This window comes from Salipaludibacillus sp. HK11 (genome assembly GCF_047795645.1).
Taxonomy (GTDB): domain Bacteria; phylum Bacillota; class Bacilli; order Bacillales; family Salisediminibacteriaceae; genus Salipaludibacillus.
The window spans coordinates 2,049,138-2,072,814 of the sequence record NZ_CP181045.1; the positions used below are offsets into that span (position 1 = coordinate 2,049,138).

The following is a 23,677-nucleotide window of genomic DNA, read 5'->3' on the forward strand; positions in this document are numbered from 1 at the left end:
ACTATACACTGCTTTATGATTAGAAGGTAAGTTAGTTCAAGGAAAAAAGAAGGTGTTTTTTATGAGTGAAGACCTAAAGAAAAAGACTGCTAAGCTCACTCTTTTCGCAATAACATGGCCAATTTTTATTGAAATACTTCTTCATATGCTTATGGGGAATGCAGATACGTTAATGTTGAGTCAATATGATGATAACGCTGTTGCCGCTGTTGGAGTTGCCAACCAAATTATGAGTATCATTATCGTCATGTTCGGTTCTGTCGCTGCCGGAACAACGATTCTCATCGCACAAAATTTAGGGGCAAATCAAACGAAACGAGCCTCGCAAATTGCAGTTGTTTCAATTGTTACAAATATTGTTTTTGGATTAGTGTTAAGTATCGTTTTGTTCTTTTTTGGTGAACCGATCTTATTAGCGATGAATTTACCAGAAGAACTGATGAGTACATCACTCATTTATTTGAAAATCGTCGGTGGTATCTCATTTGTACAAGCACTAATTATGACATTATCTGCAATCATTAAAAGTCATGGTTTTACAAAAGACGCTATGTATGTCACGTTGGGGATGAACATCGTCAATGTGATTGGTAACTATATCTTTATTTTTGGAGCTTTTGGTGCGCCTATTCTCGGACCAACAGGTGTTGCTATGAGTACTGCCTTTAGCCGAATCCTAGGAACGATCATTTTATTTATATTATTATATAGGAGAGTTAAAGGCGATTTACCATGGAGTTTCTTAACAAAAAAATTTCCTAAACGCGAACTTAAAGATCTTTTAAAAATTGGTATTCCTGCTGCTGGTGAACAATTGTCTTATAATGGTTCGCAAATGGTCATTACTTTTTTTATCGCATCGATGGGAACAGCAGCTTTAACAACGAGAGTGTATACATGGAATATCATGATGTTAGCTTTTCTATTTTCGATTGCGATTGGTCAAGGTACACAAATTCTTGTCGGACATTTAATAGGTGAAAAAAAGTACGAAGCTGCGTATCAACGTTGTCTTCGAAGTCTTTGGATTGGCATGAGTGTTTCAACGTTTATGGCTATTTCATTCGCATTTTTCCGCGAGGAAATTTTCTCCATATTCACAGATAACCAAGAAATCATTCAGTTAGGCGGAGCTCTATTAATTTTAACCGTCTTTTTAGAACCAGGTCGAGCATTTAATCTGATTGTTATTAACTCGTTACGTGCTTCTGGTGACGTGAGATTCCCTGCATATGTTGGAATTATATCGATGTGGGGAGTTGCTGTATTCGTGTCATATACGGCAGGAATTTGGCTTGGCCTTGGATTAATTGGCGTTTGGATTGCTTTTATTCTTGATGAGTGGATTAGAGGAATTCTTATGCTTCGTAGATGGAAGTCAAAGAAATGGATGAGAATGTCGTTTATTGTTGAAGAAGATGACAAAGAAAAAAACACTGGCAACAAAGCAAACACAAATTAGTAGATAGCCTTACATACAGGTCGTTGTATTGTAGGGCTTTTTGCATTTCTTCTCATTAAAAAATATTACTTGGATCAATTTCATAATGCATTTTCTTAATATAGTTAGAATTACAAAACTAATTTTATCTTTGAATAAATCGGTACTGTAAGATTTACTTACACAAAAATTCACAACATACCAAACCTTATATAGGCCAACATGTAAACTATGAAATTAGATGTGAATTTTTCACAATTGTACCAGAACGTTTTGACAAGCATTAAATTTTTTGGTTAAATTAAATAGAATATCAGCATATAAATATGAACGAGCTGATATTTATAGATTTAAATAAGGGGGAATTAAATTGACAAGAAAATTTACTTCAATTTTTGCGTTGCTTTTAACAGGTAGTTTAGTTTTAGCTGCATGTGGAGATGGTAATGACAACGAAAATGACGCGGACAACACCGGTGGAAACAATGATAATAACACCGAAGAAAACGAAGTTAATAACAATAACGAAGATGCTAATGAAGACGAAGGTAATAATGAGGCCGCAGGTGATGTTAACATTGGTAATCTTCAACTAGGAACTGGTAGTACCGGTGGAACTTACTATCCCCTAGGTACAGAAATGGCTACAGTCATCAACAACAATATTGATGTTGATGGATTTGACTTAAGTGCCATTTCAACTGGTGCTTCTGTAGAAAATATCGTTGGTATAATGTCTGGAGAAATGGACCTTGGTATGTCAGTTCACTTACCAGCACTTGATGCACTAACTGGTGATGGTGACTTTGAAGGTATCGAACATGATAACTTCGGTTTCATGGGACAGATTTATCCTGAAGTGATGCAAATTGTTACAGGTGCTGATTCCGGAATTGAATCGATTGCAGACTTAGCAGGTGCTGATATTGCAATAGGTCCTCCTGGAAGTGGTACTCAATCTGCAGCGAAATTAATTCTAGCAGCTTATGGAATTGAAGACGGTGATTATAATCCCTATGAAGAAGGGTTTGGTGATGCTGCCGGACGTATTCAAGATGGTAATTTGGACGCTTCCTTCGGTCTTCTTGGACTCCCAGCAGGAGGAATTGATGAACTCGCTGCATCCCGCGATATCAATTTAATTCCAATTAGCGATGAAGGTCTTCAGTACGTTGAAGACAATAGTGGCTATGCAGCGATGACGATTCCTGCTGATTCTTATGACTTCTTAGAAGAAGACATTCAAGCGATTACTGCTTATGCTGTTCTTGTTGGATCAACAGATACTATTGATGAAGATCTAGGCTATGAAATCATGAAAGCTCTTTACGAAAACAGTGGAGACATTGCTCACCCTCAAGGAGATTACTTAACTCATGAGAATGCAATGAACGGTTCAGATGGTCTTCCATTGCACCCAGGTGCAGAAAGATACTTTGAAGAAGAAGGTCTTCTAGACTAATAATTTAAAAAATAAATAGGTACTCGAAGCCGGACAACTTCATTCAAGTGTCCGGCTTTTTTTAGACGTTTTATCATTTTCTATTGTATAAATTATGAAACTATGATAAAAAAAGATTATTCATATAAATGTTGCTCTGCCTTCTTATGGCAGAACATCGACGAAAGCGTAGGAATTGATTTCCCTCCTTCCTTTTCGTCGATTTAACTTACTATATAAATATAAAAATACATGTTACTAAGGTGAGGTGAAAGTATGCAAGACTCAGAAAAAGATATGCTTTCGGAAAAAGAACAACAGGAAATGTTAGCTAAATACGATAAAGAATCTTCTTTTCGGCAAAACACGGGAAAATGGAAATGGGTCATTTCTTTTCTAGCGATCTCTTTGACAGTATTTCATTTATGGAGAGCTTTACCACAATCTGGTGGTCCACTCGTTTATTTGATGCAAGGATCTGTACATTTGGGAACAGCAATGGGATTAATTTTTCTTCTATATCCTTTACGAAGATCTGGCATTAAAAAAATTGGTGTACCATGGTACGATGTAATATTAGCATTTTTATCAATGGGTTCTGCATATTATATTTTATTTAGATATGAATGGCTTACTGGTGCTTCTCGAATTCTTGGAAATTCCAATCTCGATATCATCGTTGCTACGATAGGTATTGTACTTTTATTAGAAGCGACACGCCGAGCTGTCGGTATCCCGATTATCGTCATTGCTTCTGTAGCAATCCTTTATGGATTATATGGTACGAATATCCCCTATTTTGGTCATGGTGGGTTTGACTGGCCGGGATTAGCTAGACGTTTATTTTTCACATCAGATGCTATTTTTGGTACTCCTATTCAAATTTCATCAACGTACATTTATCTATTCTTGTTTTTCGGTGTCATGCTAACCAAAACAGGTGTGGGACAGTACTTTAATGATTTAGCTTTTGGTGCGACAGGTCAATTCACAGGTGGAACAGCGAAAGCTGCAGTTGCAGCTTCTGCTATGCAAGGAATGGTTACTGGAAGTTCTGTTGCAAATACGGTTGCTTCCGGCTCATTTACAATCCCAATGATGAAACGTGCAAAATTCAGACCAGAATTTGCTGCTGCTGCTGAAGCATCAGCCTCAACTGGTGGTCAAATTATGCCGCCAATCATGGGTGCCGCTGCCTTTATTATGGCTGAATATGTATCTAGTGTTTCTTACAGTGACATCATTATTATTGGTATCATACCTGCAGTTCTATATTTCACTGGTGTTTTTATGGGGACACACTTTGAAGCAAAACGTTACGGTATTACAGGTCTGCCAAAAAGTGAACTACCTTCTATGAAAGGCTTAGCGAAACGAGCAGATTTACTATTACCTTTAGTAGTCATTGTTTCGATGCTTGTTAATGGGTTTACTCCCACTTACGCAGCTTTAACTGGTATTGGTACAGCCTTCGTGGTTAGCTTCTTCCGGAAAGATACTCGGATGACCCCACGGAGTATGATAGATGCGCTTGAACAAGGTGCTAGGGTTGCCCTACCTGTTATTGCAGCCTGTGCTACAGCTGGTATCATCGTAGGGGTGGTTGTTTTCACTGGTTTAGGTGGGAAAATAGCCGGTGGATTACTAGACATTGCCGGTAATAACCTCTTCTTGCTATTATTCTTTACGATGATTGCTTGTATATTATTAGGTATGGGCTTGCCGACTACTGCAAATTATGTTGTCACGGCTTCGATGGCAGCTCCTGCTTTGATTTCATTTGGAGTTCCTGATATCTCGGCTCATTTCTTCGTATTTTACTTTGGAATTGTTGCTGACATCACTCCGCCAGTTTGTTTGGCCGCTTATGCCGGTGCAGGAATAGCAAAGGCGAACCCGATGAAAGCAGGTGTTACCGCATTCAAGTTAGCAATCGCTGGGTTTATTATCCCTTATGTATTTGTATATAATCCAGCGTTATTACTACAAGATGCCGATGTATTAACGGTCATTCAATTAGTCATCACAGCTCTCCTAGGGATGGCAGCAGTAAGTGCAACGATGATGGGATATTTTGTTTATACATTCAAGTGGTATGAAAGACTTTTACTTCTCGTATCAGGTTTAATGCTGATCTATCCAGAAAACTTAGTAATCGAACTATCTGGATTAGCCTTGTTTATTCTGATAGGTTTCGTTCAATATAAGCGTAAGAAAAAAGAAACCGCAGTCGATAATAACTAAAGAAAACCTAAAAAAGCGTTCAGAATCAGTATACGATTCTGCGCGCTTTTCTCAGTGGATATGTTAAACTCCCTGTTGATTTGTAAGATCGATTTCCCTTTAGCTAGCAACTGTTAATCATAAAATACGTCAAATGTTTCCCAAAGACCTTCTAATTCTTTCAGCCTCTTTTCTACTTTCTTATGTTCCGCTCTAGTCAAAGCTGTTATCAATGCACTTGCTATACTCATTGGGGCAGAAAAAGAATCAATAAATGAATTTATTTCGGTATTTGCAACTATTTTAAAATCCGCATATGGCACAAGTGGACTTAGTAAATGGTCTGTAATGACAACTGTTTTTGCATTTCTTTGCTTCACATATTTCAACACTTCCACTGTTCTTCTCGTGTAGCGAGAAAATCCAAGACCGATAACAAGGTCATCTTCTGAAATGTCTAAAAGATGCTCTGAAACGCCATCTGCTTGATGAATCATTTCAGTATTTTGAAGAACGAGATCTAAATAAAACTCCAAAAATCCAGCAATACTCGTTGCACTACGGTAAGCGATAATATAAATCCGTTTTGCTTCTATCATTTCATTTACTACTTTCTCGAAAATAGCAGGATCAACTTGATTTAGCGTTTGCTTTAAATTTTGAATATCATCTTTCAAAACCTCTGTTATAACATTTTCTGTATAATTATCTTCGTCCGTTGTTCTTGCCAATACTTCAGCAGACGTCATTTTTCGTTGTAACGCTTCTTGCAAATGTCTTTGTAGATCTGGATAACCTTTATAATTTAGGAAAAAGGCAAATCGAATGACTGTCGCTTCGCCAACTTTGACATATTTAGCTAGCTTCGAGGCTGTAAGGAAAGCTGCTGTCTCATGATGCTCAATTAAATAATTAGCAATCTTTTTATGAGATTTGCTCATTTTTTCTCTCGCCTTAATCATTCTTTCATATACATCACTGTCAAGCAAGCTGCATCCTCCTTTAGGACACGCCAGCTCCTCCTTTTAAATGATGACACGCTTTTTCATAGGCATTCAGTGTAATTAATAACTCTGCTTTGCCATGTGCAGAGGATATACTATACCGATTCAATGGCTTTGTATAGATTCCCTGCTTCATCAATTCAAAGTCTAGTTGTTTTCTCAATTTGGTATTCGTTTTTTGGAGGTCCCGGTAGTGTCGCAGATTTGTCTCTTGGTTACATACTACATTAAAAATAGAACCAACACCATATGTCTTGAGAGGTAAACCTGCTTTTCTACCAATTTTCTCAATACCGCTCCTTAATTCATTTGTGTAGAGTAGGATTTGTTCGAAGCTCCTTTCCAATTCGACAATGGTAGCTAAACCTGCCGCCAATATTGTTGGGTGCCCATTGTATGTTCCACTGTGAAAGAGAACATCCTTTGCACTCCCATTTCCTTGAGAACCTGCTTCAAATACATCCGTTCCACGTTTAGGAGAACTAACTTCTAAAATTTCCCTCCTACCTCCAACAAGACCGATCGGAAAACCCGCTCCAATAACTTTACCAAGTGTTGTAATGTCTGGTGTTACCTGATAAATACTTTGTGCCCCTCCTAAAGCAGAACGAAATCCTGTTTTTACTTCATCATAAATTAACAGGACATGATACCTTTCTGTCAGCTCTCTTAACTTATCCATAAATTCTTGCTCCGCCTCAATAAAACCTGCTTGAATAGGTTCGATAACTACAGCTGCCAACTCTTTATAGTGTTTTTGCAATAATTTCTCTACTCCATTTAAATGATTAAATGGTAAGATAATCGGTTCTGAACCATCAACTTCTACTCCCGCTGATTCAGGGACAGGATTAGGTGTTTCTTCGTCTCCCGATTCGGTTAATGGAGGATTGATACTATACAACATTTCTTTATACCCACCATGATAGTGCCCTTCAAACTTAGCAATTCTTTTCTTTCCAGTAAATACTTGAGCTAAACGTATTGCAAGTTGCGTTGCCTCTGTCCCTGAATTTGTATAACGCATCTTTTCCATAGAAGGGTATATCTGCTGAATTTTCTTGGCAAATTCAATTTCTAATTGATGAGGCGTTCCAAATAATAGCGTTCCATTCTTCAAAAATTGATCATTTATTGCCTGAATGACTTGTTTATTACCATGTCCTAAGGCAAGAGATCCGAACCCCATTAAATAATCCACATACCAATTTCCATCAACATCTCTTAGCCTTGCACCTTCACCTTTATCCATCACTAATGGATAGGGTTCAAAATATTTAATATTCGCAGTAACTCCCCCTGGTAAATACTTGTTAGCTTCATTTATTTGCTTTCCAGATTCTTTGGACTGTAATCCAAAATCAATCATAGGATGATCAATTTTTTGAATGGCCATTTTTCTTATGTTCCACCTTTCTTTCTTAATTTCATTTTTATGAAATATATATTTCATTTTATGTTATTTTTACTTGTCTGTGAAGAGAAATCTTGAAATTTTCTACCCTTTTTTTTCATATTAATCATTAAACAAACCTTCATAGAGAAAATGGAGGATATATTTCATTCCCTTGTCACAATTGATGATTCCCTCCGTTTTTGACCGATTTTAACGGTTATGTTTAAATGAAGAGAGACTACAAGGAGGAGGATGATTTCATGGCTCAACCAAAGTACATTATGAATATTGAAAAGGTCCCTCACCTTTCTGATGAGGAAAAAGCAAAGTTAAAAAAGATTACCGAAAAATTCGTCTTTCGAGTGAATGAATATTATTTAGGATTAATCGATTGGGGAGATCCTCAAGACCCAATTAGAAAACTAGTTATTCCTAACGAGGGAGAATTAGAAGAATACGGTCGATGGGATTCCTCTGATGAAGACACAAACTATGTGGTGCCTGGTTGTCAACATAAGTATGATCAAACCGCTCTTCTTATTGTTTCAGAGGTCTGTGGAGCATACTGTCGCTACTGCTTTAGAAAGCGCTTATTTAGAAATGATATCAAAGAAGCAATGTCAGACGTACAACCTGGAATCGAATATATTAAGGAACACCCAGAAATAACAAACGTCCTATTAACAGGCGGTGACTCTCTTATTCTTGCAACAAAAAAATTACGAGGCATTATTGAGCAATTAAGAGAAATTCCTCACGTGAAAATAATACGTCTCGGTTCAAAAATGCCAGTATTTAACCCTATGCGCATTTATGAGGACGAAGAATTACTTAAACTGATAAGTGAATATTCAACTCCTGAGCAACGCATCTACGTGATGGCACACATAAACCACCCCGTGGAGATCACACCAGAAGCAAAAAGAGGCTTTCAAGCATTACATGATGCAGGAGCGATTGTCGTAAATCAAACGCCTGTGCTTAGAGGAATTAATGATGATCCGAAAGTTCTAGCAGAATTATTAGATAAACTATCTTGGGCCGGTGTGACACCTTACTACTTCTTTATTAATCGCCCTGTCGCAGGAAACAATGATTTTGTACTCTCTTTGAAAGAGGCGTATGAAATCGTTGAGGAGGCAAAAGCTAACACTTCAGGTCTTGGCAAACGAGTAAGACTATCGATGAGTCATACTTCTGGTAAAATTGAAATACTTGCTATTGACAATGGAAAAGCTTATTTGAAATATCACCAATCTCGTGATAACAATTACGGCAAATTTATGATTCTTGATTGTCCTGAAGAAGCTTCTTGGTTCGACGATCTTCCAGGAAATGAAGAACATTGGGAAGCTCCAAAGAAAAAATGGGATGGTTTTGAAGGTGCAAACGACAAAATTGCAGAAAAAGAACTGCCAGTGACATAGTAATAACCTTGATCCAAAACTAAAACGAAACTGTAAAAGAGATGACTTTCTCGATGGTCATCTCTTTTATTTTTTCGTCGTTTAGGTGGGACTCTGTTTTTGTAAATAGTTTTTTTGTCTCCTACAGATAAATGTTAGGTTGCTACATATAGAACGCCAATTCGTAAATATAAATCAATCCTTCCAACACATAGCGACTCCATTCCGATACATGACACGTTTCGACAAAATTCACAGTGTGTTCGCTCTTCCCTTTATAAGCATGATACTTGCAACTGAAAAATCTATCATTTCCTGAGCAAAAAATGAACAATCGGCGCAATTATTCGATATATTATTTCCCCTCGGCACTAACTCTAGTACAATAGACATAGCATCTAATAGTGGAGGTTAATGATGAGACGATTTATATTATTGATAACCGCTATATTCCTATTCACAGGTTGTGACAATGATTCGTTATTTCAAAATGGTTCATCTCAGAGAACTTCACCACCTATAAATACAACTATTTACAAATCGCCTTTGGCCATGTCGGTTGAATCTGTAGTCCACAGTGAAGATTATGTTGACTTTTTATTTATTTTAGAACACGGCAATGGTACATCGATAGCTTCCGACGACTATCAGTTTCAGTGGCCTAAATATGTATCAGATGAGGATGAAACAATTTATAAAGTTGAGAGTGTAGAATACAGTCACAGTGAAATCAGCAATCAACCTTTAGAAAATCATCAACTCGCAGTAACACTAAGGGTTAGTCCACCTCCTCCCAAAGGAACCCATGATAAACTCGTGCATGTTCCGTTGTATATTGTGCCAAGGTTGTTTGAAGAAGGATATCCATTCCTCTTAGACGACACAGAAGTCGACTATATTGAAGTTGGTGATCTTGCGCTTCGAAACGTTTTAATTGATGAAAACATCGTTACGTTTGATCTCAGAGATTTACACCCAAATCAAAATAAAAATAATCTCGCTTATATATTTTCTAGGTTTCAAGACGATCAAGAAATATATCCGATGTTTTCAAGAGTTGATCCTGAACAGAACCATCTGAATGTTGAATTAGAATTCGTGCAAAATATTTCCATTCCTGCACGATTTTCTATTGAAAGAACAACAGTAGATTTACCTGAGTGGCGGTTTTCTTTCAATATTCCATTTAATATTGAGGAAGTACCGTTAGATAGACATAAATAGGCACCTAATAGGTGCCTATTTATGTCTGCTTTATTGCTTAATCAAAATCATCATCATGTTCTTCCGGTAAATACCCCTGTTGAGGCATCGTTCCTGGATAACCTTGAAATTGTTGATTATTATATTCATTGTTTTGATCTGGCAATAGAGGTGCACCCTCAACACCATGTAGTCCCGGTGACATTTGGTGATGAGGGTAACCATATCCTGGCATTTGCGTTCCATATTGTTGCATTGGTTGCATATTCACCTGTCCTTGCCCCATTGGAGCTTGTGGGTAACCTGGATGTGGTTGCATATTCATCTGTTGCCCATGCGGTTGCTGAACGCCTCCTACCATTTGATGATGTTGCTGTGGATATCCTTGAGGTTGCTGTTGATATGGTGTGTAGCCCATTCCTTCATGTGATGGCTGCATCATTGATGGATAGCCTGTCTGAGCTCCCATTACCTGCATAGGCTGTTGTTGATACCCGCTGTATGGTGTAAAAGGTTGCGAAGTATGACCAGTAGCTCCTTGTATTCCTTTTTTCTGTTGGCATTTGCAATTCATTTAGTAAACCCCTTCCCCTCTTAGTTCCTTATGAATTCATGCTACTTTTCACAGAAAGCCATGATTCACTTCATCCTATGAGCATTAAAGAAAAATGTGACAATACCCTGATTCACTTGCCGTGCCTCGCTCAAGAAATATTCTAAAGAATCTATAAATTTTGATAGAATTTAAGATATGGTATGATAACATTAGATTTTTGAACGGAGGAATTGAAGATGAACATAATAGTTACTACTTTAAATGCCAAATATATTCATACTAGTTTAGCACTTCGCCTGCTGAAAGCTTATGCTGAGCCTGAGTATAGCATAGAAATGTGTGAATTCACGATAAAAGATCCAGAAATGAATGTCGTATCTGACTTATATATGAAACATCCGGATGTAATTGGATTCAGTTGCTACATTTGGAATATTGAAAAAACGATCCAAATCGTAAAAATGCTAAAAAAAGTCATGCCCAACACGGCTCTCATACTTGGTGGTCCGGAAGTCTCATACGACACGTTACAATGGATGGAGCGCGTACCAGAAATTGATATGATCATACGTGGCGAAGGTGAAGAAACATTTAAGCAAGCCTTAACAGCAATTGATAATAAACAATCGTTACATAAGGTTGGAAGTCTTGCTTTTCGAGAAAACAACCAGATCATCCTTACGCCGGAGAAAGCAAATTTAAATATTAATACGATAGCGAGCCCTTACCGATTTAAAGAGGATGTGGAAGAATTAAGCAAACGTATAGTATATTTTGAAACAAGTCGAGGGTGTCCTTTTCAATGTTCATTTTGTCTTTCATCGATTGAAGTTGGCGTCCGTTATTTTGATATTGAGAAGGTAAAGCAAGACATCCTTTATTTAATAGCTAATGGTGCAAAAATGATTAAGTTTGTTGATCGGACGTTTAATATCAAACGTGACTATGCGTTGGAGATGTTCCAATTTTTAATCGATAATCATCAAGGATGCGAATTTCAATTTGAAATTACAGCAGATATCATGCGACCAGAAGTACTCGAGTTTTTAAATGAAAATGCACCTGCAGGCGTTTTCCGTTTTGAAATAGGTGTCCAGTCCACGAATGACAACACAAATATTCTAGTCAAACGAAGACAAAATTTCTCAAAACTCTCTCGTACAGTTAGGCTTATTAAAGAAGGTGGAAAAATTGACCAACACCTTGATTTAATCGCTGGATTACCCGAAGAAGATTATGGATCGTTTAAAAATACATTTAATGATGTAATCGCTCTTCAACCAGAAGAACTTCAACTTGGCTTCCTGAAAATGTTACGAGGTACCGGGATGCGAGCAATGGCGGAGGAGTACGGGTATAAATATATGGATCATGCTCCTTATGAAATCCTATCTAACCGAATATTGAGCTTTGATGAAGTTGTACGGATTAAAAGAGTAGAAGATATTTTGGAGAAATATTGGAATGATCAACGTCTTAACCATACAGTTAACTATCTCATTCACCATGAGTTTGACACTCCGTTTGATTTCTTTCAACAGTTCGGGGACTACTGGCATAAAAATGGCTGGGGAAAAATTGGTCATCAATTTGAAGATTTATTTACTCGATTAACTAAGTTCCTCGATCACCATGGAATTTCACAACCTGGCATTGTTCACGGACTAATGAAAATAGATTACATCATCCATTTCAGGCAAATGCCTAGAAAGATTTGGTGGGTTGATCGGTTTAGCAAAGAAGAAAAAATCGCTATTCGTTCCCATGCGAAACAAAATATGCCTGCAATAGATCATTTTGTTAACGATGCAAAAACGATGTCCAAACATGTCCTTGTCGAATCAATCACCTTTAATTTAGAAACATATTTATCTGAAGGGACAATCATTTACGAGGAAGGTCTTCTATTTGCGATTTTTGAACCAAACAAAGGAACACCGCAGTTACATTATTTAGCGAAAGAATTAAACCTGAATTATTCATAATTCTCCTCTCAATTACGTCACTCTAGGTTAGAAAAACTTGGCTTGTCGCCAAGTCCTTGGCGAAAGACAAGTTTTTCTTATACTTTAATCCTTTAGCGAAGTTAAATATTTTTAAAGTATAAAATAACAACTAGGGAAGCCGATTAATTTATGATCGATTTCCCTATTCCTTTTAATACATTTCTTTTGTAACTCCATAACCTATATCAAACTAGAACAAAAACCTTCTATTGATTTCAACATTTCCTGTCTTTCCTCATCAGATTTCTGAATGACATCACCAAAATGAACCACACCATCTAACTTAAGACCACAAAATTGAAGTGTACTTTTGTCAATCAATGTAACCATATGTTCATACATTTGTGATTCAACAAACTCCTCTTCTGGAGCTCCTGTCGTAAAAATTAAAGAGGCTTTTTTATTATTCAACAATGGAATCGGTGATTCGCCTTCCAACTCATAGGCAAACCCGAAAGAAAACACTCGGTCAATATAACCTTTACCGATAGCAGGAAATCCTCCCCACCAAACTGGAAATACAAAAAACAGTCGATCCGCCCAAGAAATCATTTCTTGTTCAGCCAAATTGTCATCGCGATAGAGGCCATCTTGACTTTCCTTATATTCCTGCCATGAAAGCTGAGAATCAAACGCTTCAGCATATAAATTTTTAACTCTAACGGTATGGTTCAACTCTTTTAATGATTTCACTAATTCATTTAAAATTGATCCATTAAAACTGTCTTTTGAAGGGTGCATAAAAATAATGTAACTATTCACCTTTCGTTCCTCCCCCTGTTCGTCTAAGTACTTGTCTTGTGCCTACATCATAAACTTTCAGAAGCGCAATTAATAGTTCGCCATCAATTGAAGTACTTCCATACTTTCTTACTAATATCGATTCAAAAAAACTAACATTAATATAAATCAACTTTGTTTATCTTGTCATCACCATGTCTCTTCAAATAATGGAATATCGATTTGTGTCAACAAAACTATCGTCCCCAAATTTTTTTGACACAAAACCAAAATGTTAAAGGAGAAGGTCGCAAATCGACTTTCTCCTTTTACGCTGGATTTTTTATTGGTTTTCCAAAATAATATCCTTGCGCCAAATCTACTAGTGGTTTAATCGCGTTAAATTCTTCGATCGTTTCAATACCTTCAGCTAACAAAATTGTCCCCATTGCCTTAGTGATTTCACTAAGTTGTTTAATTTTCTCTAACTTAGCTGCACTTTGATGACAGTTTTGAATTAATTCCCTATCTATCTTCGCATAGTCAGGTTTCAACTCTTTCAACAATTCAATTGTTGCATAACCCGATCCAATATCATCCAACGCAATCTTCATGCCAGCCTTCTGATAAGTATCAAAAATATTTTTTAGATGAGACACTTCTTTTATTTTTTCAGTTTCTACAACTTCAAAAATTAAATCTTGAGGATCTACACCATATTCTTTCACTGCAGCAAACGTTGTATTTAAACAATGCTGAGGATCATAAATAGAAGATGGTAAAAAATTAATAAATTGCTTCATCCCTGTTGGTAAAAAGTGAGATGCAGTTTTGATAGATGTTATACGAGCTTGACTGTCTAACATCGATTGCAATCCCGTATGTTGAGCAAATAAAAATAGTTCTCCAGGGTGAAAGGTATATATTTTACTATTTGGTCTAAGTAGAAACTCATACCCAATTACTTGTTGATCCTTTGTAGCTATAATTGGTTGCATAAACGATTGAAATAACTGTTCTTGAATAATTTTAACAAATATAGGATTTTTAATAATTAACGATAATTGGCTGAAAGGGTATTCCTCCATTTGATATATAGGATCTTGATTTTTCCCCACTAGCATACCCTTACATTTATCTAATTGTTCGTCCGATAAAATAGATTGTATGATACAAGTGTAACGTTGTAGCTGCTTCCACGTGTCATAAGTGATATGTATGTGATTAAAAGAAGAATAAATGTGATGACTCCCAATCTCTTCAAATCGTCTACTAATTTCACCTCTTACACGATCATCATTTATAGATATCTTTAATACTCCTTCATTCATCAAAGGAATTTTTTTCTGACAAAAGTGACAAGAATTCATATTATTCACCTGCTTTTACAATTTTGATCATATTAGAAGAATTGTGTCATTTTTATGAAGAAACACTTCTAAATACAATAGTCCCTTTCATTATAACAAACTTATGAATAAAAAGGACCATTTAATCACATATTTATAGTTAAAATAAAATAATTCATTTAAAAGTGAATCCTTATACCCATTTCAGTCTCTTTTCCAACGATACTTTAACTGTTTGATCTGGTTTATACATTCCTTATCCTGACTAGACTGAAGCATATCAACAACAATTTTCTCCTGTAAATCACTGCGTCCAGCTTCTCCAAACGTTCTTCCTAACGGGAATTTGATATGAAGCGCACGGGGTACATGAACTTCAGCAGATAAATCAGGAAAATGAGTTAATGACATTGTTGGAATACCCGCTTTTTCAATTTCTTTTTGAATCAATCCGACCGATTGATGGCAAATATATCAACCTGGAGATAATAAAACGACATCTACTTTCTCTTTTTTTAGGTTTTCTAGTATGATTGGAATACTCACATTTAATAGTTTATCCACTCTTGGAATATAGCCCATCATCCCATAAAAAGTCGGCGCTAGTTTACCAATCCGTTTTTTTTCTGCTAAATGATTTAAAGAGCTAATCGGAAAAACACAATTTACATCTTTGTCAGCTGATGATGTATCATAATGTGTATGTGTGATTTCCAAATTTTTTGGATCACTATGAGATGGAATAAACCTCACTCCCCAGTCACCACTATCGACATCAAATGGTTCGTCTTCTTTCAGATGAACACCTGCGGTTGTTATAAATGAAACTTTCCATTTATCCATTGGCTTATCAATTGCGGCTAATGTTTCTACTTGTTTCGATCCGTGTTTTTTTATCATCTTTAAAGCAACTCTTTTAAATAACCATTCCTTTATTTTCACAATCATACTCTGTCCCTCCATATTCCACTAGCTTGATTATATTACTATTCCTCAAATAAAATAGATTCAACCCCTTATTTTTAAACAAATACGACCCTTTTCAACAGTTGTAATCAATAAGCAACCTAAACCCTAGGTCGCAGATACATTATATTTATAATTCATTTAAGTATACTATTTCTTTAATTTGAAGTGTGGATTTGTTAAAATAATGACTAAGTTGAAGTATGAATATTCACACTTATTGGAGGGGATAAACGTATGATTCTATCGAATGAAGAAATACATGCCAATTTAGAAGACTCTGAAGGATGGGAACAAGTTAATGATTCGTGGATCAAGAAGGAGTTTATTTTGCCAACTTTTCCTAAAGCGATTCAATTTGTCAACAACATGGCCGATCTAGCAGAGGCAAGGCAACACCATCCCAATATTACCATTGATCATAAAAAAGTAACCGTACAATTAAGTACCTTAGATGAAGGAGGATTAACACAAAAGGATTTTGAATCTGCTCACGCTTACGACAGGACGTTCCAAAAATATTGACTAACTAAGAAAAATACAGCAGCTGTTTTATAGCTGCTGTGTTTTTCTTAGTAATACATATAAGAATATGATTATATATTAATATATGTAGGTACCAGCTCTGGTACTTTTACTACGAAAAAGGTTAAGATTTTGTAAATATCTTTGCAACTTCCCAAAACTTAAATTTGATTCTTGTTCCGCTAATCCAATTATGCATGAGTATCCTTAAACAAACTTTTAAAATTGATGTATAATATAGATGATTACTCAAGTATCATGGAATAAGATTGTATAATGAGATGTTCCCATGATTGAAAATAAGGCTATGTTAGAGTTCGATGTTGATTTTCCTTTTCAGCGAACGAAGTACCAAGATTTTCCCTACCAATTATCGCTAGAATATCAACAATAGGACGTAACAGCGAAAAAAAGAAAGTGAGTGAAAATTCTATGGGACGAAAATGGAGTAATATTAAGGAAAAGAAAGCTGCAAAAGATGCTAATACCGCTAGTGTTTATGCTAAATTTGGTCGTAAAATTTATATGGTTGCGAAAGATGGAGAACCAGATCCCGAATCAAACCAAGCCTTGAGATTTGTTTTGGAAAAGGCAAAAACGTATAATGTCCCAAATCACATTATTGAACGCGCCATTGAAAAGGCGAAAGGCGGCTCAGAAGAAAGCTATGATGAACTCCGTTATGAAGGATTTGGCCCAAATGGCTCTATGATTATTGTCGACGCACTTTCTAATAATGTAAATAGAACTGCTGCTGAATTACGTTCATCATTTAATAAAAACGGAGGTAATTTAGGAGTTAGTGGCTCAGTTGCTTATATGTTTGAATCAACAGCAGTTATTGGAGTAAAAGGCAAAAGTGCTGAAGCTATTCTAGAAATTTTAATGGATGCGGAAGTCGATCCCCGTGATATCTTTGAAGAGGAAGACACGGCCATCATATATGCTGAGCCTGACCAATTTCATACTGTTCAAGATGCATTAAAGAAAGAAGGAATCACAGATTTCACTGTTGCAGAACTGACGATGTTGCCTCAAAACGAGATGACTCTCGCAGAAGACAGTCACCAGCAGTTCGAAAAATTAGTTGATACATTAGAGGATTTAGAAGATGTTCAACAAGTTTACCATAATGTTGATACTGAAAATTAATGACAACTGCTCTTATACTATTATTTGCCCATTTCATAGGAAAGCAGACCTTTTTCAAGGTCTGCTTTTTTGTCCTACTGCGTAATATTTACCAAGAATCTCAATGATTAGCCGAATCGCTTTTGCTTGTGTTTCTATACTCATACTTGCTGTTTGTGGAGAGGCCAAGACCATCTCTGGTGTAGCAGGTACATGAATGAAACCCGCTTCAACCTCTAGAGAACTTTGCTCTATATGATGCAAAAGCGAATACAAGGTTGTATTACAAATATACGTACCAGCAGTATTTGAAATTGTTGTAGGAATCCCCATTTTTTGCAGTTCTTCAAATAATAATCTAATTGGCAATGTAGAAAATAAACCAGCGGGTCCATCATTTATAATTGGACGGTCAATAGGGTGATCCCCTTGATTATCACCATGTTTTCCTTCCCCAACCGTATCTTGAACATTAATCCCTATCCTTTCCAAATTAACACTAGCACGGCCTACTGCAACGCCTAAGCAAACGACTATATCAGGGTTTATCTCGGCAATTTTTGCTATCAGAGGAGGTACACACTGTTGGTAAACGACGGGTAAGCGAATCGTATCAATTTCAATTCCTTCTATGTTAAATAACTTTGCCCTCTCAATTAATTCTAAAGTCGGATTTGTAGTCAGTCCTCCGAAAGGTTCAAAACCACTAAGTAAAATACGCATATCAACTCTCCTTTCGATTATCATCAATTCTATTCTTACCAGATTCACAATTTTTTTCAAGTATTATCATTGCCTCCCCTCTTTAATCTATCTGCATGTACTTATTTTGTGAAGGGAGGTGATTGATCATGAACGAAGCAATCGTTACTCGTTTATCATTAACATTTTTAACTGGATTTGATGGGGATGGCAACGAAATTTTCCAAGCAAGACATTTCCGAAATATCAAACCAGATGTAAGTAATCAAGCACTATTGGAAACAGCGCAAGCCATATCATCTTTGCAACAGTATGAATTGGATAAAATCGAACGTAATAACACGTATGAGTTGTTCGAGTAATTCCTTTCATTTAATACTAACAAATAAAGGAGGTGACAAATATGTCAAAACGCTTAGAATTATTATTTCGCAATGAGGCAGGTGGTAGTGTAACCGTAGGAATTGATGACCCTATCGAACCGGTGGTGGCATCTAATGTTTCAGCGGCAATGGACGTCATAATTGAAAATAATGCCTTAACTTCTGCAAATGGAGACATTGTTGAAAAACGAGGAGCACGTATCGTGGAACGAACTGTAGAAACAATCGATATTGAAGTAGAGTAACTAAGGAACCGGAGGGGGAACTCCTCCCTTCGGTTTTGTTTTATTTCTAGAGAGAGGAGAAGATCATGGAACATATTTGGTTAACGGCCGTCAGTGAGTATGGGTTTCCTGTTGTGATTACATTCTACTTGTTGTATCGAATTGAAAAAAAGTTAGACAAACTGAATAAGTCTGTTCTGCTAATTCAATCTGTCTGCCCATTCAATAAAAATAAGTATATGAATTTTAATAGTACCAATCATGCCGACAACAGCGACAAAAACAAGCACGATGATATAAGGCTGGTTGATCAATCCCTAGCTAAAAATCATTAGAAAAACTTGGCACGTCACCAAATCCTTCATGGCGAAAGCCTTAGTTTATCTTATACTTTAATCCTTTAGCGAAGTTAAACATTCTTAAAGTATTAATAAATAAACCAAATCTCCAACATTTGAAACTTGATGGTGATTTGGTTTATTTGTAAAGGGAGAATGATAATGTAATAAAATGTTCTAATTTAAAACGATTCATCAATGTCTACTATGGTATCGTTACTATAAAGATACGATTTTGCACACAGTAATAAACGCCTTTTTTATACACCATCGATTACGTCAAGGAGGGAAGATAGATGGTTGAAATAACTCAAATGGTACGTCCACAATCATTTTACAATTTACTATCTGATGAGATGAGAACGTTGTTTCTATCTCATGGAACTGAAATAATTGCTAAACAAGGAAATGTCTTATTTTTCGAAGGAGACGAGCCTAATTATCTATACTTAATTAATGAAGGGCAAGTTCGTTTGTCTAAAACGTCCGCCGAAGGGAAAGTTTTTTTCTTACAAAAAAAGAATTCAAACGATTTGATTGGAGAGCTAAGTTTATATAATCAATTTAAATATCATTTTAATGCAGAAGTCACTCAAGATGCTTCTTTATTAAGATTTAAACGTCTCGATATTGAAAAATTAATGCTCCATTACAGTGAAATTTCCATTGCTTACATGCAATGGTTGTCTTCACAAAATCATACAATGCTTGCTCAATTTCGTGACCTCGTTTTCTGTGGTAAACAAGGTGCTGTATTCTCTGTTCTAATTAGACTTTCTAATGAATACGGTAAACATGTTAATCAAGGGATTTTAATCAATCGAAAGATCACTAATCAAGAACTTGCTAATTACGTAGGTGCTACAAGAGAAAGTATTAACAGAACATTGAAGAGACTAGTAAAACAGAACGTTTTGTCCGTTCATACTAAATACATCACCATTCATAATATTGATTATTTAAAGGACCACCTACGTTGTAGTCACTGTCCATTTGAAGAATGTACGATTTAATTATAAGAAAAGACTTGAGGAAAATACCTCAAGTCTTTTCTTATAATTATTTTAAAATAAGACCTCGCACAAACAAATCAACGCTTTCTTCAATAAATTGGTCTAGTGGTAATTCTACTACTTTCCTCCCACCAAGCTGAAACGACATAAAATATCCTAGATTCATCCATAAAAAATTCATTGCATGAACTTCAGGATCAACTTGAATCATTTTTCCTTTTTTCTGCATTATTTTAAAATATTCTATCAAGTACATTTTTAGACGTTTAGGGTTTTCTGATAACCGCTCTCCTATAAATGGATGTGTATTCCTTTCTTGGAATGACAACAAAACCATTTTGTTATTGTGTTGGTTATACCGATGATAAGTCTTACTCACTCTTGTTAAATCATTTTTTAAATCATATTCCACTTTATCAAATAAGATCGTCTTCATATCAATTAAATAAGAATGTGTTTCTACTGCTCTTTCTAATATGTTGTGTTTTGTGCCAAAATGTCTGAACAATGTCATTTCACTGAAACCAGATTTCAAAGCAATTTCTTTTGTCGTAACAGCTTTAAAACCTTTTTTTTCCATGAGGTCAATTGCTGTTTCTAAAATTATATCTTCTGTGGACAACGCATTTGTCTTCATATCAATCACCACTCTCACCACCCACTTCACTCATTTATGCTCAACAATTCACAAAAATGTCTACTAATATGCTTATCACCTTTATTATAACGGCTGAAAGCGCTAAATAACGATACAATACTTGACATATTATTAGCAATTCTTTGACAAACTAGTGACATATCTGATTTTGTAAAATAATAGTTAAAATTGGTAAACCTTAAAGAAGCATAAAAAGTCCGTCTTGGTTCATTATACTGGTAACACATACATGATAATTGTAAAAAAGTGCGTTGCACTTGCAGCAAGTACGAATAAATGCCAAACAGCATGGTGGTAATAAAAAGTTCTCCAAATATAGAACACCGTACCAATTGTATATAATAAACCTCCTATGACAAGTAAAATAAGTCCTGTCGTCTCGACTTTTGACGCAATTGGTTGTAATGCAAAGATAATCATCCATCCCATCGCAACATATAACAAAGTAGAAACAACAAGGAATCTTTTGACAAAAAATACTTTGAATACGATCCCTCCAATAGCTAATAACCAGACCAGTGACAGTAAAATCCAGCCTCTTGTCCCTTCTACAACAATAAGCATCAAAGGCGTATACGTGCCAGCAATAAATAAATAGATGGCAGAGTGATCTAATATCTCAAATACATTTTTAACTTTCCCTTTAGGAAAACTGTGTAACAAAGTCGAACAAGTATACATTAATACTAATGTCACGCCATAAATAGTGAAACTAACAATATGAATTATACCACCATGTACACTTGAAAAGACGATAAGAAGTACTAATGCAGCAATGCTAAGTAATGTACCGATGCCATGGGTAATTGCATTAACAATTTCCTCTTTCTTAGTAAATGTATGCGTAACGCCCATAAATAAACTCCTTTTTACTATTTCGCTTAGCAAATGATTCCAATCAAAATCAGTTTATCATCACTAAAATCCTAGTGTTAATTATTAACGTATCGAATGGAAGATACATTCCATGCCTCTTCATTAACAAATTTAATTTCTATACCTCCGTCAAGATCCATTTTTCCATCATCATCTGAATAAAACTCATATCGTAATAAAAATTCTTCTTCCTCGTGGTCAAACGAAAACGTAGTCTGCCTTATAAAAATAACAGAATCTAACTGTAAATAATGAAAGCTACGTTGAAGTCCATCAGCATCCATTATATTTAGTATATTGTTCTCAGAATCGATGACAATATTACTTGAGAGTATATCTCCCATCTTATCCTCATCTGCTTCATGCATGGCCTGAAAGAAATGTCTTGCTTTCTCATCTAACTCATCTCTAAGTGTTAATTCATATTCATGACGGTCTTCCAATTCAATCGCCTGTTGCTTGTAAGTCAGAATATCATCTTTTAAAGTCATGTTTTCGTCACCTAAATCTTGAATTTGGTCGAGTAGTTTTTCTTTTTCTTCCAATTCTTTTTCTAATTGTTCTACCAACTTTTCGTTTGTTGATATTAACGTTTCAACATCATCCGTATCTTCAACATTATCTACTTGTTCAACAGTATTATTATCTGAACAAGCCATCAATAGAAAAAAGGCAATAAAAGTTGAGAAAAGAGTTTTTTTCATGTGGGCTTTCCCCTTTTTATTCATACTTGTATACTTTTCCATATGTTAATTCATTGACTAGCACTTTTAATAACTTCTATAGTTTATCATTATCTTCCATCAATTGAAAAGGGATTTAAGACTAGAAAAACCAACTTCATTCGACACGAAGTTGGTTTTCTAGCGCAGAACTCTTAATTTCCCCATTCGTCCCTACCAGAAAAAAAGTGCTCCTAATGCAAATCCTGCGATTCCTGCTAATGCAATCGGAACAATTGGACGATAATACCCTCCATAGAACCCACCATAATAGCCATAACCAAATCCACCGAAACCTCTTCCCTCTTGCTCTAAATAGACATATTGTTGATCAACATTGACAATTCGTCCTCGATATTCAACTCCTGAAAAGTCTGTTATTGTTACTTGTTTTCCTTTATAACGACTACACATATGATAATAATGTTGACATTGATCCAAATAACTCACCTCCTAAACCTATTCATAGTTAGTGTATTTAGGAAATGTTATTTTGGTTGGACAACTGCCCTTATTAAAATAAATAAAATTTTCACAACTTACTTAATTTTATGATTAAATTAAAGGACGATCTCTCATTTGAAAGATCGCCCTTTATATCAAATTATAAATACAATCGCTAACACGAATGAGAGCCCTCCTAATACAGCTATCTGTTTACTTGCTGTCGACGTATTACGTTTATATGTCCTCCAAATAAACAAATAAAAAACCAACATTAATGCCATGAACATAATGCCATCTACAATTGGATGAATGAATGTCCATTGCTCAGTTGAATGTTGGTAAATCGAGAAATTCACTAAAATAGCTATACTCCAACCAAAGAAAATTCCAATACCAATCCATAACAATAATCGTTGCATAAGCAACCTCCTTTCTATCTATTATCTATTTTTTAGATAAACTTCATACAATCTAATTTCCTAAAACGATTTGATCAAAAACTTGCTCATAGGTTTCTTCATCATGTGGACCAACCACCCGAGCATCTTCTTCACCATCTGCAAAATGAATAATAGTAGGAGTCCCTTCAATACCGAAGTCATTCCAACCTTTTTCAAATTCTAAAATATTATACATTTTTAGGTCGATTCCCATTTCTTCAGCTTTTGGGACAACGATAGGAGATGCCTGATCACATAACTCGCACCTACCACTATAAAAATAAACCGTTACGTCTTCTTTGTTTTCAAGTTTTTCATCTAACTCATCAGGCAAAATAATGTTCTGATACAGTGGATCATCAAGCTGATCTATCGTTTCACTGTGCAATCTATTTTTGCCAAAAGGATTTCCCTCCACCTGTTGCTTATTTTGAGAATTAGTGATAAACGCAATTGTAGCAAAAAGTATGACAACAATGCTGCCAAAGATAATAACTTTTTTCATTT

At 35.7% G+C, this 23,677-nt stretch carries 27 protein-coding genes; 12 read left to right on the forward strand and 15 right to left on the reverse strand.

What is annotated here, in order from left to right; all coding sequences use genetic code 11:
• Positions 1–61: 61 nt before the first annotated feature.
• From ACM26V_RS10170 to ACM26V_RS10180, 3 genes are all read left to right on the forward strand, one after another.
• A complete protein-coding gene (locus tag ACM26V_RS10170) occupies positions 62–1,462 on the forward strand; it encodes an MATE family efflux transporter (protein ID WP_416151307.1) in 1,401 nt (466 codons plus the stop codon).
• Between the two features lie 349 nt (positions 1,463–1,811).
• Entirely contained in the window at positions 1,812–2,903 is a 1,092-nt protein-coding gene (locus ACM26V_RS10175; protein WP_416151308.1) for a TAXI family TRAP transporter solute-binding subunit, read from the forward strand.
• Between the two features lie 255 nt (positions 2,904–3,158).
• Positions 3,159–5,126 (forward strand): TRAP transporter permease, encoded by a 1,968-nt coding sequence (locus tag ACM26V_RS10180; RefSeq protein ID WP_416151309.1) that lies wholly within the window; start codon positions 3,159–3,161, stop codon positions 5,124–5,126.
• A gap of 113 nt (positions 5,127–5,239) precedes the next feature.
• Here ACM26V_RS10180 and ACM26V_RS10185 read toward each other — a convergent pair whose 3' ends face one another.
• Positions 5,240–6,094 carry a MurR/RpiR family transcriptional regulator gene (locus ACM26V_RS10185; protein WP_416151310.1) on the reverse strand — a complete coding sequence of 285 codons (855 nt, stop codon included), beginning with the start codon at positions 6,092–6,094 and terminating at the stop codon, positions 5,240–5,242.
• A gap of 13 nt (positions 6,095–6,107) precedes the next feature.
• Positions 6,108–7,505, reverse strand: a complete 1,398-nt coding sequence (locus ACM26V_RS10190; protein WP_416151311.1) for an aspartate aminotransferase family protein — start codon at positions 7,503–7,505, stop codon at positions 6,108–6,110.
• 260 nt (positions 7,506–7,765) lie between these two features.
• Here ACM26V_RS10190 and ACM26V_RS10195 point away from each other — a divergent pair, with 260 nt between their 5' ends.
• The gene (locus tag ACM26V_RS10195; RefSeq protein ID WP_416151312.1) at positions 7,766–8,932 is read left to right on the forward strand and encodes a KamA family radical SAM protein; all 1,167 of its coding nucleotides are present in this window, start codon (positions 7,766–7,768) and stop codon (positions 8,930–8,932) included.
• A 393-nt stretch (positions 8,933–9,325) separates the two neighbouring features.
• Complete coding sequence (locus ACM26V_RS10200; protein ID WP_416151313.1) at positions 9,326–10,135, forward strand: hypothetical protein; 810 nt, start codon at positions 9,326–9,328, stop codon at positions 10,133–10,135.
• A gap of 37 nt (positions 10,136–10,172) precedes the next feature.
• Here ACM26V_RS10200 and ACM26V_RS10205 read toward each other — a convergent pair whose 3' ends face one another.
• Positions 10,173–10,688 (reverse strand): hypothetical protein, encoded by a 516-nt coding sequence (locus ACM26V_RS10205; RefSeq protein WP_416151314.1) that lies wholly within the window; start codon positions 10,686–10,688, stop codon positions 10,173–10,175.
• A gap of 218 nt (positions 10,689–10,906) precedes the next feature.
• Here ACM26V_RS10205 and ACM26V_RS10210 point away from each other — a divergent pair, with 218 nt between their 5' ends.
• A complete protein-coding gene (locus ACM26V_RS10210; protein WP_416151315.1) occupies positions 10,907–12,655 on the forward strand; it encodes a B12-binding domain-containing radical SAM protein in 1,749 nt (582 codons plus the stop codon).
• A 201-nt stretch (positions 12,656–12,856) separates the two neighbouring features.
• On the opposite strand, the gene ACM26V_RS10215 is transcribed toward ACM26V_RS10210, so the two are convergent.
• From ACM26V_RS10215 to ACM26V_RS10235, 5 genes are all read right to left on the reverse strand, one after another.
• Positions 12,857–13,438: an NAD(P)H-dependent oxidoreductase gene (locus ACM26V_RS10215; protein WP_416151316.1), complete on the reverse strand. Its 582-nt coding sequence runs from the start codon at positions 13,436–13,438 to the stop codon at positions 12,857–12,859.
• Positions 13,431–13,589 carry a hypothetical protein gene (locus tag ACM26V_RS10220; RefSeq protein WP_416151317.1) on the reverse strand — a complete coding sequence of 53 codons (159 nt, stop codon included), beginning with the start codon at positions 13,587–13,589 and terminating at the stop codon, positions 13,431–13,433. The genes ACM26V_RS10215 and ACM26V_RS10220 overlap by 8 nt, the downstream gene beginning before the upstream one ends.
• Positions 13,590–13,725: 136 nt before the next feature.
• On the reverse strand, positions 13,726–14,727 hold the full coding sequence (locus ACM26V_RS10225; RefSeq protein ID WP_416151318.1) for an EAL domain-containing protein: 1,002 nt from the start codon (positions 14,725–14,727) through the stop codon (positions 13,726–13,728).
• 222 nt (positions 14,728–14,949) lie between these two features.
• Positions 14,950–15,195: a hypothetical protein gene (locus ACM26V_RS10230; protein WP_416151319.1), complete on the reverse strand. Its 246-nt coding sequence runs from the start codon at positions 15,193–15,195 to the stop codon at positions 14,950–14,952.
• A gap of 24 nt (positions 15,196–15,219) precedes the next feature.
• Positions 15,220–15,693, reverse strand: coding sequence for a glycine/sarcosine/betaine reductase selenoprotein B family protein (locus tag ACM26V_RS10235; RefSeq protein WP_416151320.1), 474 nt, complete (start codon positions 15,691–15,693; stop codon positions 15,220–15,222).
• Between the two features lie 255 nt (positions 15,694–15,948).
• On the opposite strand from ACM26V_RS10235, the gene ACM26V_RS10240 reads away from it, so the two are divergent.
• Both ACM26V_RS10240 and ACM26V_RS10245 read left to right on the forward strand, forming a co-directional pair.
• Complete coding sequence (locus ACM26V_RS10240; RefSeq protein ID WP_416151321.1) at positions 15,949–16,236, forward strand: 4a-hydroxytetrahydrobiopterin dehydratase; 288 nt, start codon at positions 15,949–15,951, stop codon at positions 16,234–16,236.
• Positions 16,237–16,668: 432 nt separating this feature from the next.
• Positions 16,669–17,388 carry a YebC/PmpR family DNA-binding transcriptional regulator gene (locus ACM26V_RS10245; RefSeq protein WP_416151322.1) on the forward strand — a complete coding sequence of 240 codons (720 nt, stop codon included), beginning with the start codon at positions 16,669–16,671 and terminating at the stop codon, positions 17,386–17,388.
• 54 nt (positions 17,389–17,442) lie between these two features.
• On the opposite strand, the gene ACM26V_RS10250 is transcribed toward ACM26V_RS10245, so the two are convergent.
• Positions 17,443–18,090: a pyroglutamyl-peptidase I gene (locus ACM26V_RS10250; protein WP_416151323.1), complete on the reverse strand. Its 648-nt coding sequence runs from the start codon at positions 18,088–18,090 to the stop codon at positions 17,443–17,445.
• Positions 18,091–18,218: 128 nt separating this feature from the next.
• Between ACM26V_RS10250 and ACM26V_RS10255 the strand changes: the two genes are divergently transcribed.
• The 4 genes from ACM26V_RS10255 (at position 18,219) to ACM26V_RS10270 (ending at position 20,027) form a co-directional block, all read left to right on the forward strand.
• Entirely contained in the window at positions 18,219–18,431 is a 213-nt protein-coding gene (locus ACM26V_RS10255) for a DUF1659 domain-containing protein (protein ID WP_416151324.1), read from the forward strand.
• A gap of 41 nt (positions 18,432–18,472) precedes the next feature.
• A complete protein-coding gene (locus ACM26V_RS10260) occupies positions 18,473–18,697 on the forward strand; it encodes a DUF2922 domain-containing protein (RefSeq protein ID WP_416151325.1) in 225 nt (74 codons plus the stop codon).
• 65 nt (positions 18,698–18,762) lie between these two features.
• Entirely contained in the window at positions 18,763–19,011 is a 249-nt protein-coding gene (locus ACM26V_RS10265) for a YvrJ family protein (RefSeq protein WP_416151326.1), read from the forward strand.
• 299 nt (positions 19,012–19,310) lie between these two features.
• Positions 19,311–20,027 carry a Crp/Fnr family transcriptional regulator gene (locus ACM26V_RS10270; protein ID WP_416151327.1) on the forward strand — a complete coding sequence of 239 codons (717 nt, stop codon included), beginning with the start codon at positions 19,311–19,313 and terminating at the stop codon, positions 20,025–20,027.
• 46 nt (positions 20,028–20,073) lie between these two features.
• Here the strand turns inward: ACM26V_RS10270 and ACM26V_RS10275 are convergent, their stop codons facing one another.
• The 6 genes from ACM26V_RS10275 to ACM26V_RS10300 all read right to left on the reverse strand — a co-directional run bounded on the left by ACM26V_RS10275 (position 20,074) and on the right by ACM26V_RS10300 (position 23,675).
• Positions 20,074–20,664, reverse strand: coding sequence for a TetR/AcrR family transcriptional regulator (locus ACM26V_RS10275; protein WP_416151843.1), 591 nt, complete (start codon positions 20,662–20,664; stop codon positions 20,074–20,076).
• Positions 20,665–20,895: 231 nt separating this feature from the next.
• Positions 20,896–21,540, reverse strand: a complete 645-nt coding sequence (trhA, locus tag ACM26V_RS10280; RefSeq protein ID WP_416151328.1) for a PAQR family membrane homeostasis protein TrhA — start codon at positions 21,538–21,540, stop codon at positions 20,896–20,898.
• A 77-nt stretch (positions 21,541–21,617) separates the two neighbouring features.
• Complete coding sequence (locus ACM26V_RS10285) at positions 21,618–22,265, reverse strand: hypothetical protein (protein ID WP_416151329.1); 648 nt, start codon at positions 22,263–22,265, stop codon at positions 21,618–21,620.
• Positions 22,266–22,457: 192 nt separating this feature from the next.
• Entirely contained in the window at positions 22,458–22,724 is a 267-nt protein-coding gene (locus ACM26V_RS10290) for a hypothetical protein (protein WP_416151330.1), read from the reverse strand.
• Between the two features lie 158 nt (positions 22,725–22,882).
• Positions 22,883–23,149: a hypothetical protein gene (locus ACM26V_RS10295; protein ID WP_416151331.1), complete on the reverse strand. Its 267-nt coding sequence runs from the start codon at positions 23,147–23,149 to the stop codon at positions 22,883–22,885.
• Between the two features lie 52 nt (positions 23,150–23,201).
• Complete coding sequence (locus ACM26V_RS10300) at positions 23,202–23,675, reverse strand: thioredoxin family protein (RefSeq protein ID WP_416151332.1); 474 nt, start codon at positions 23,673–23,675, stop codon at positions 23,202–23,204.
• Positions 23,676–23,677: the final 2 nt, after the last annotated feature.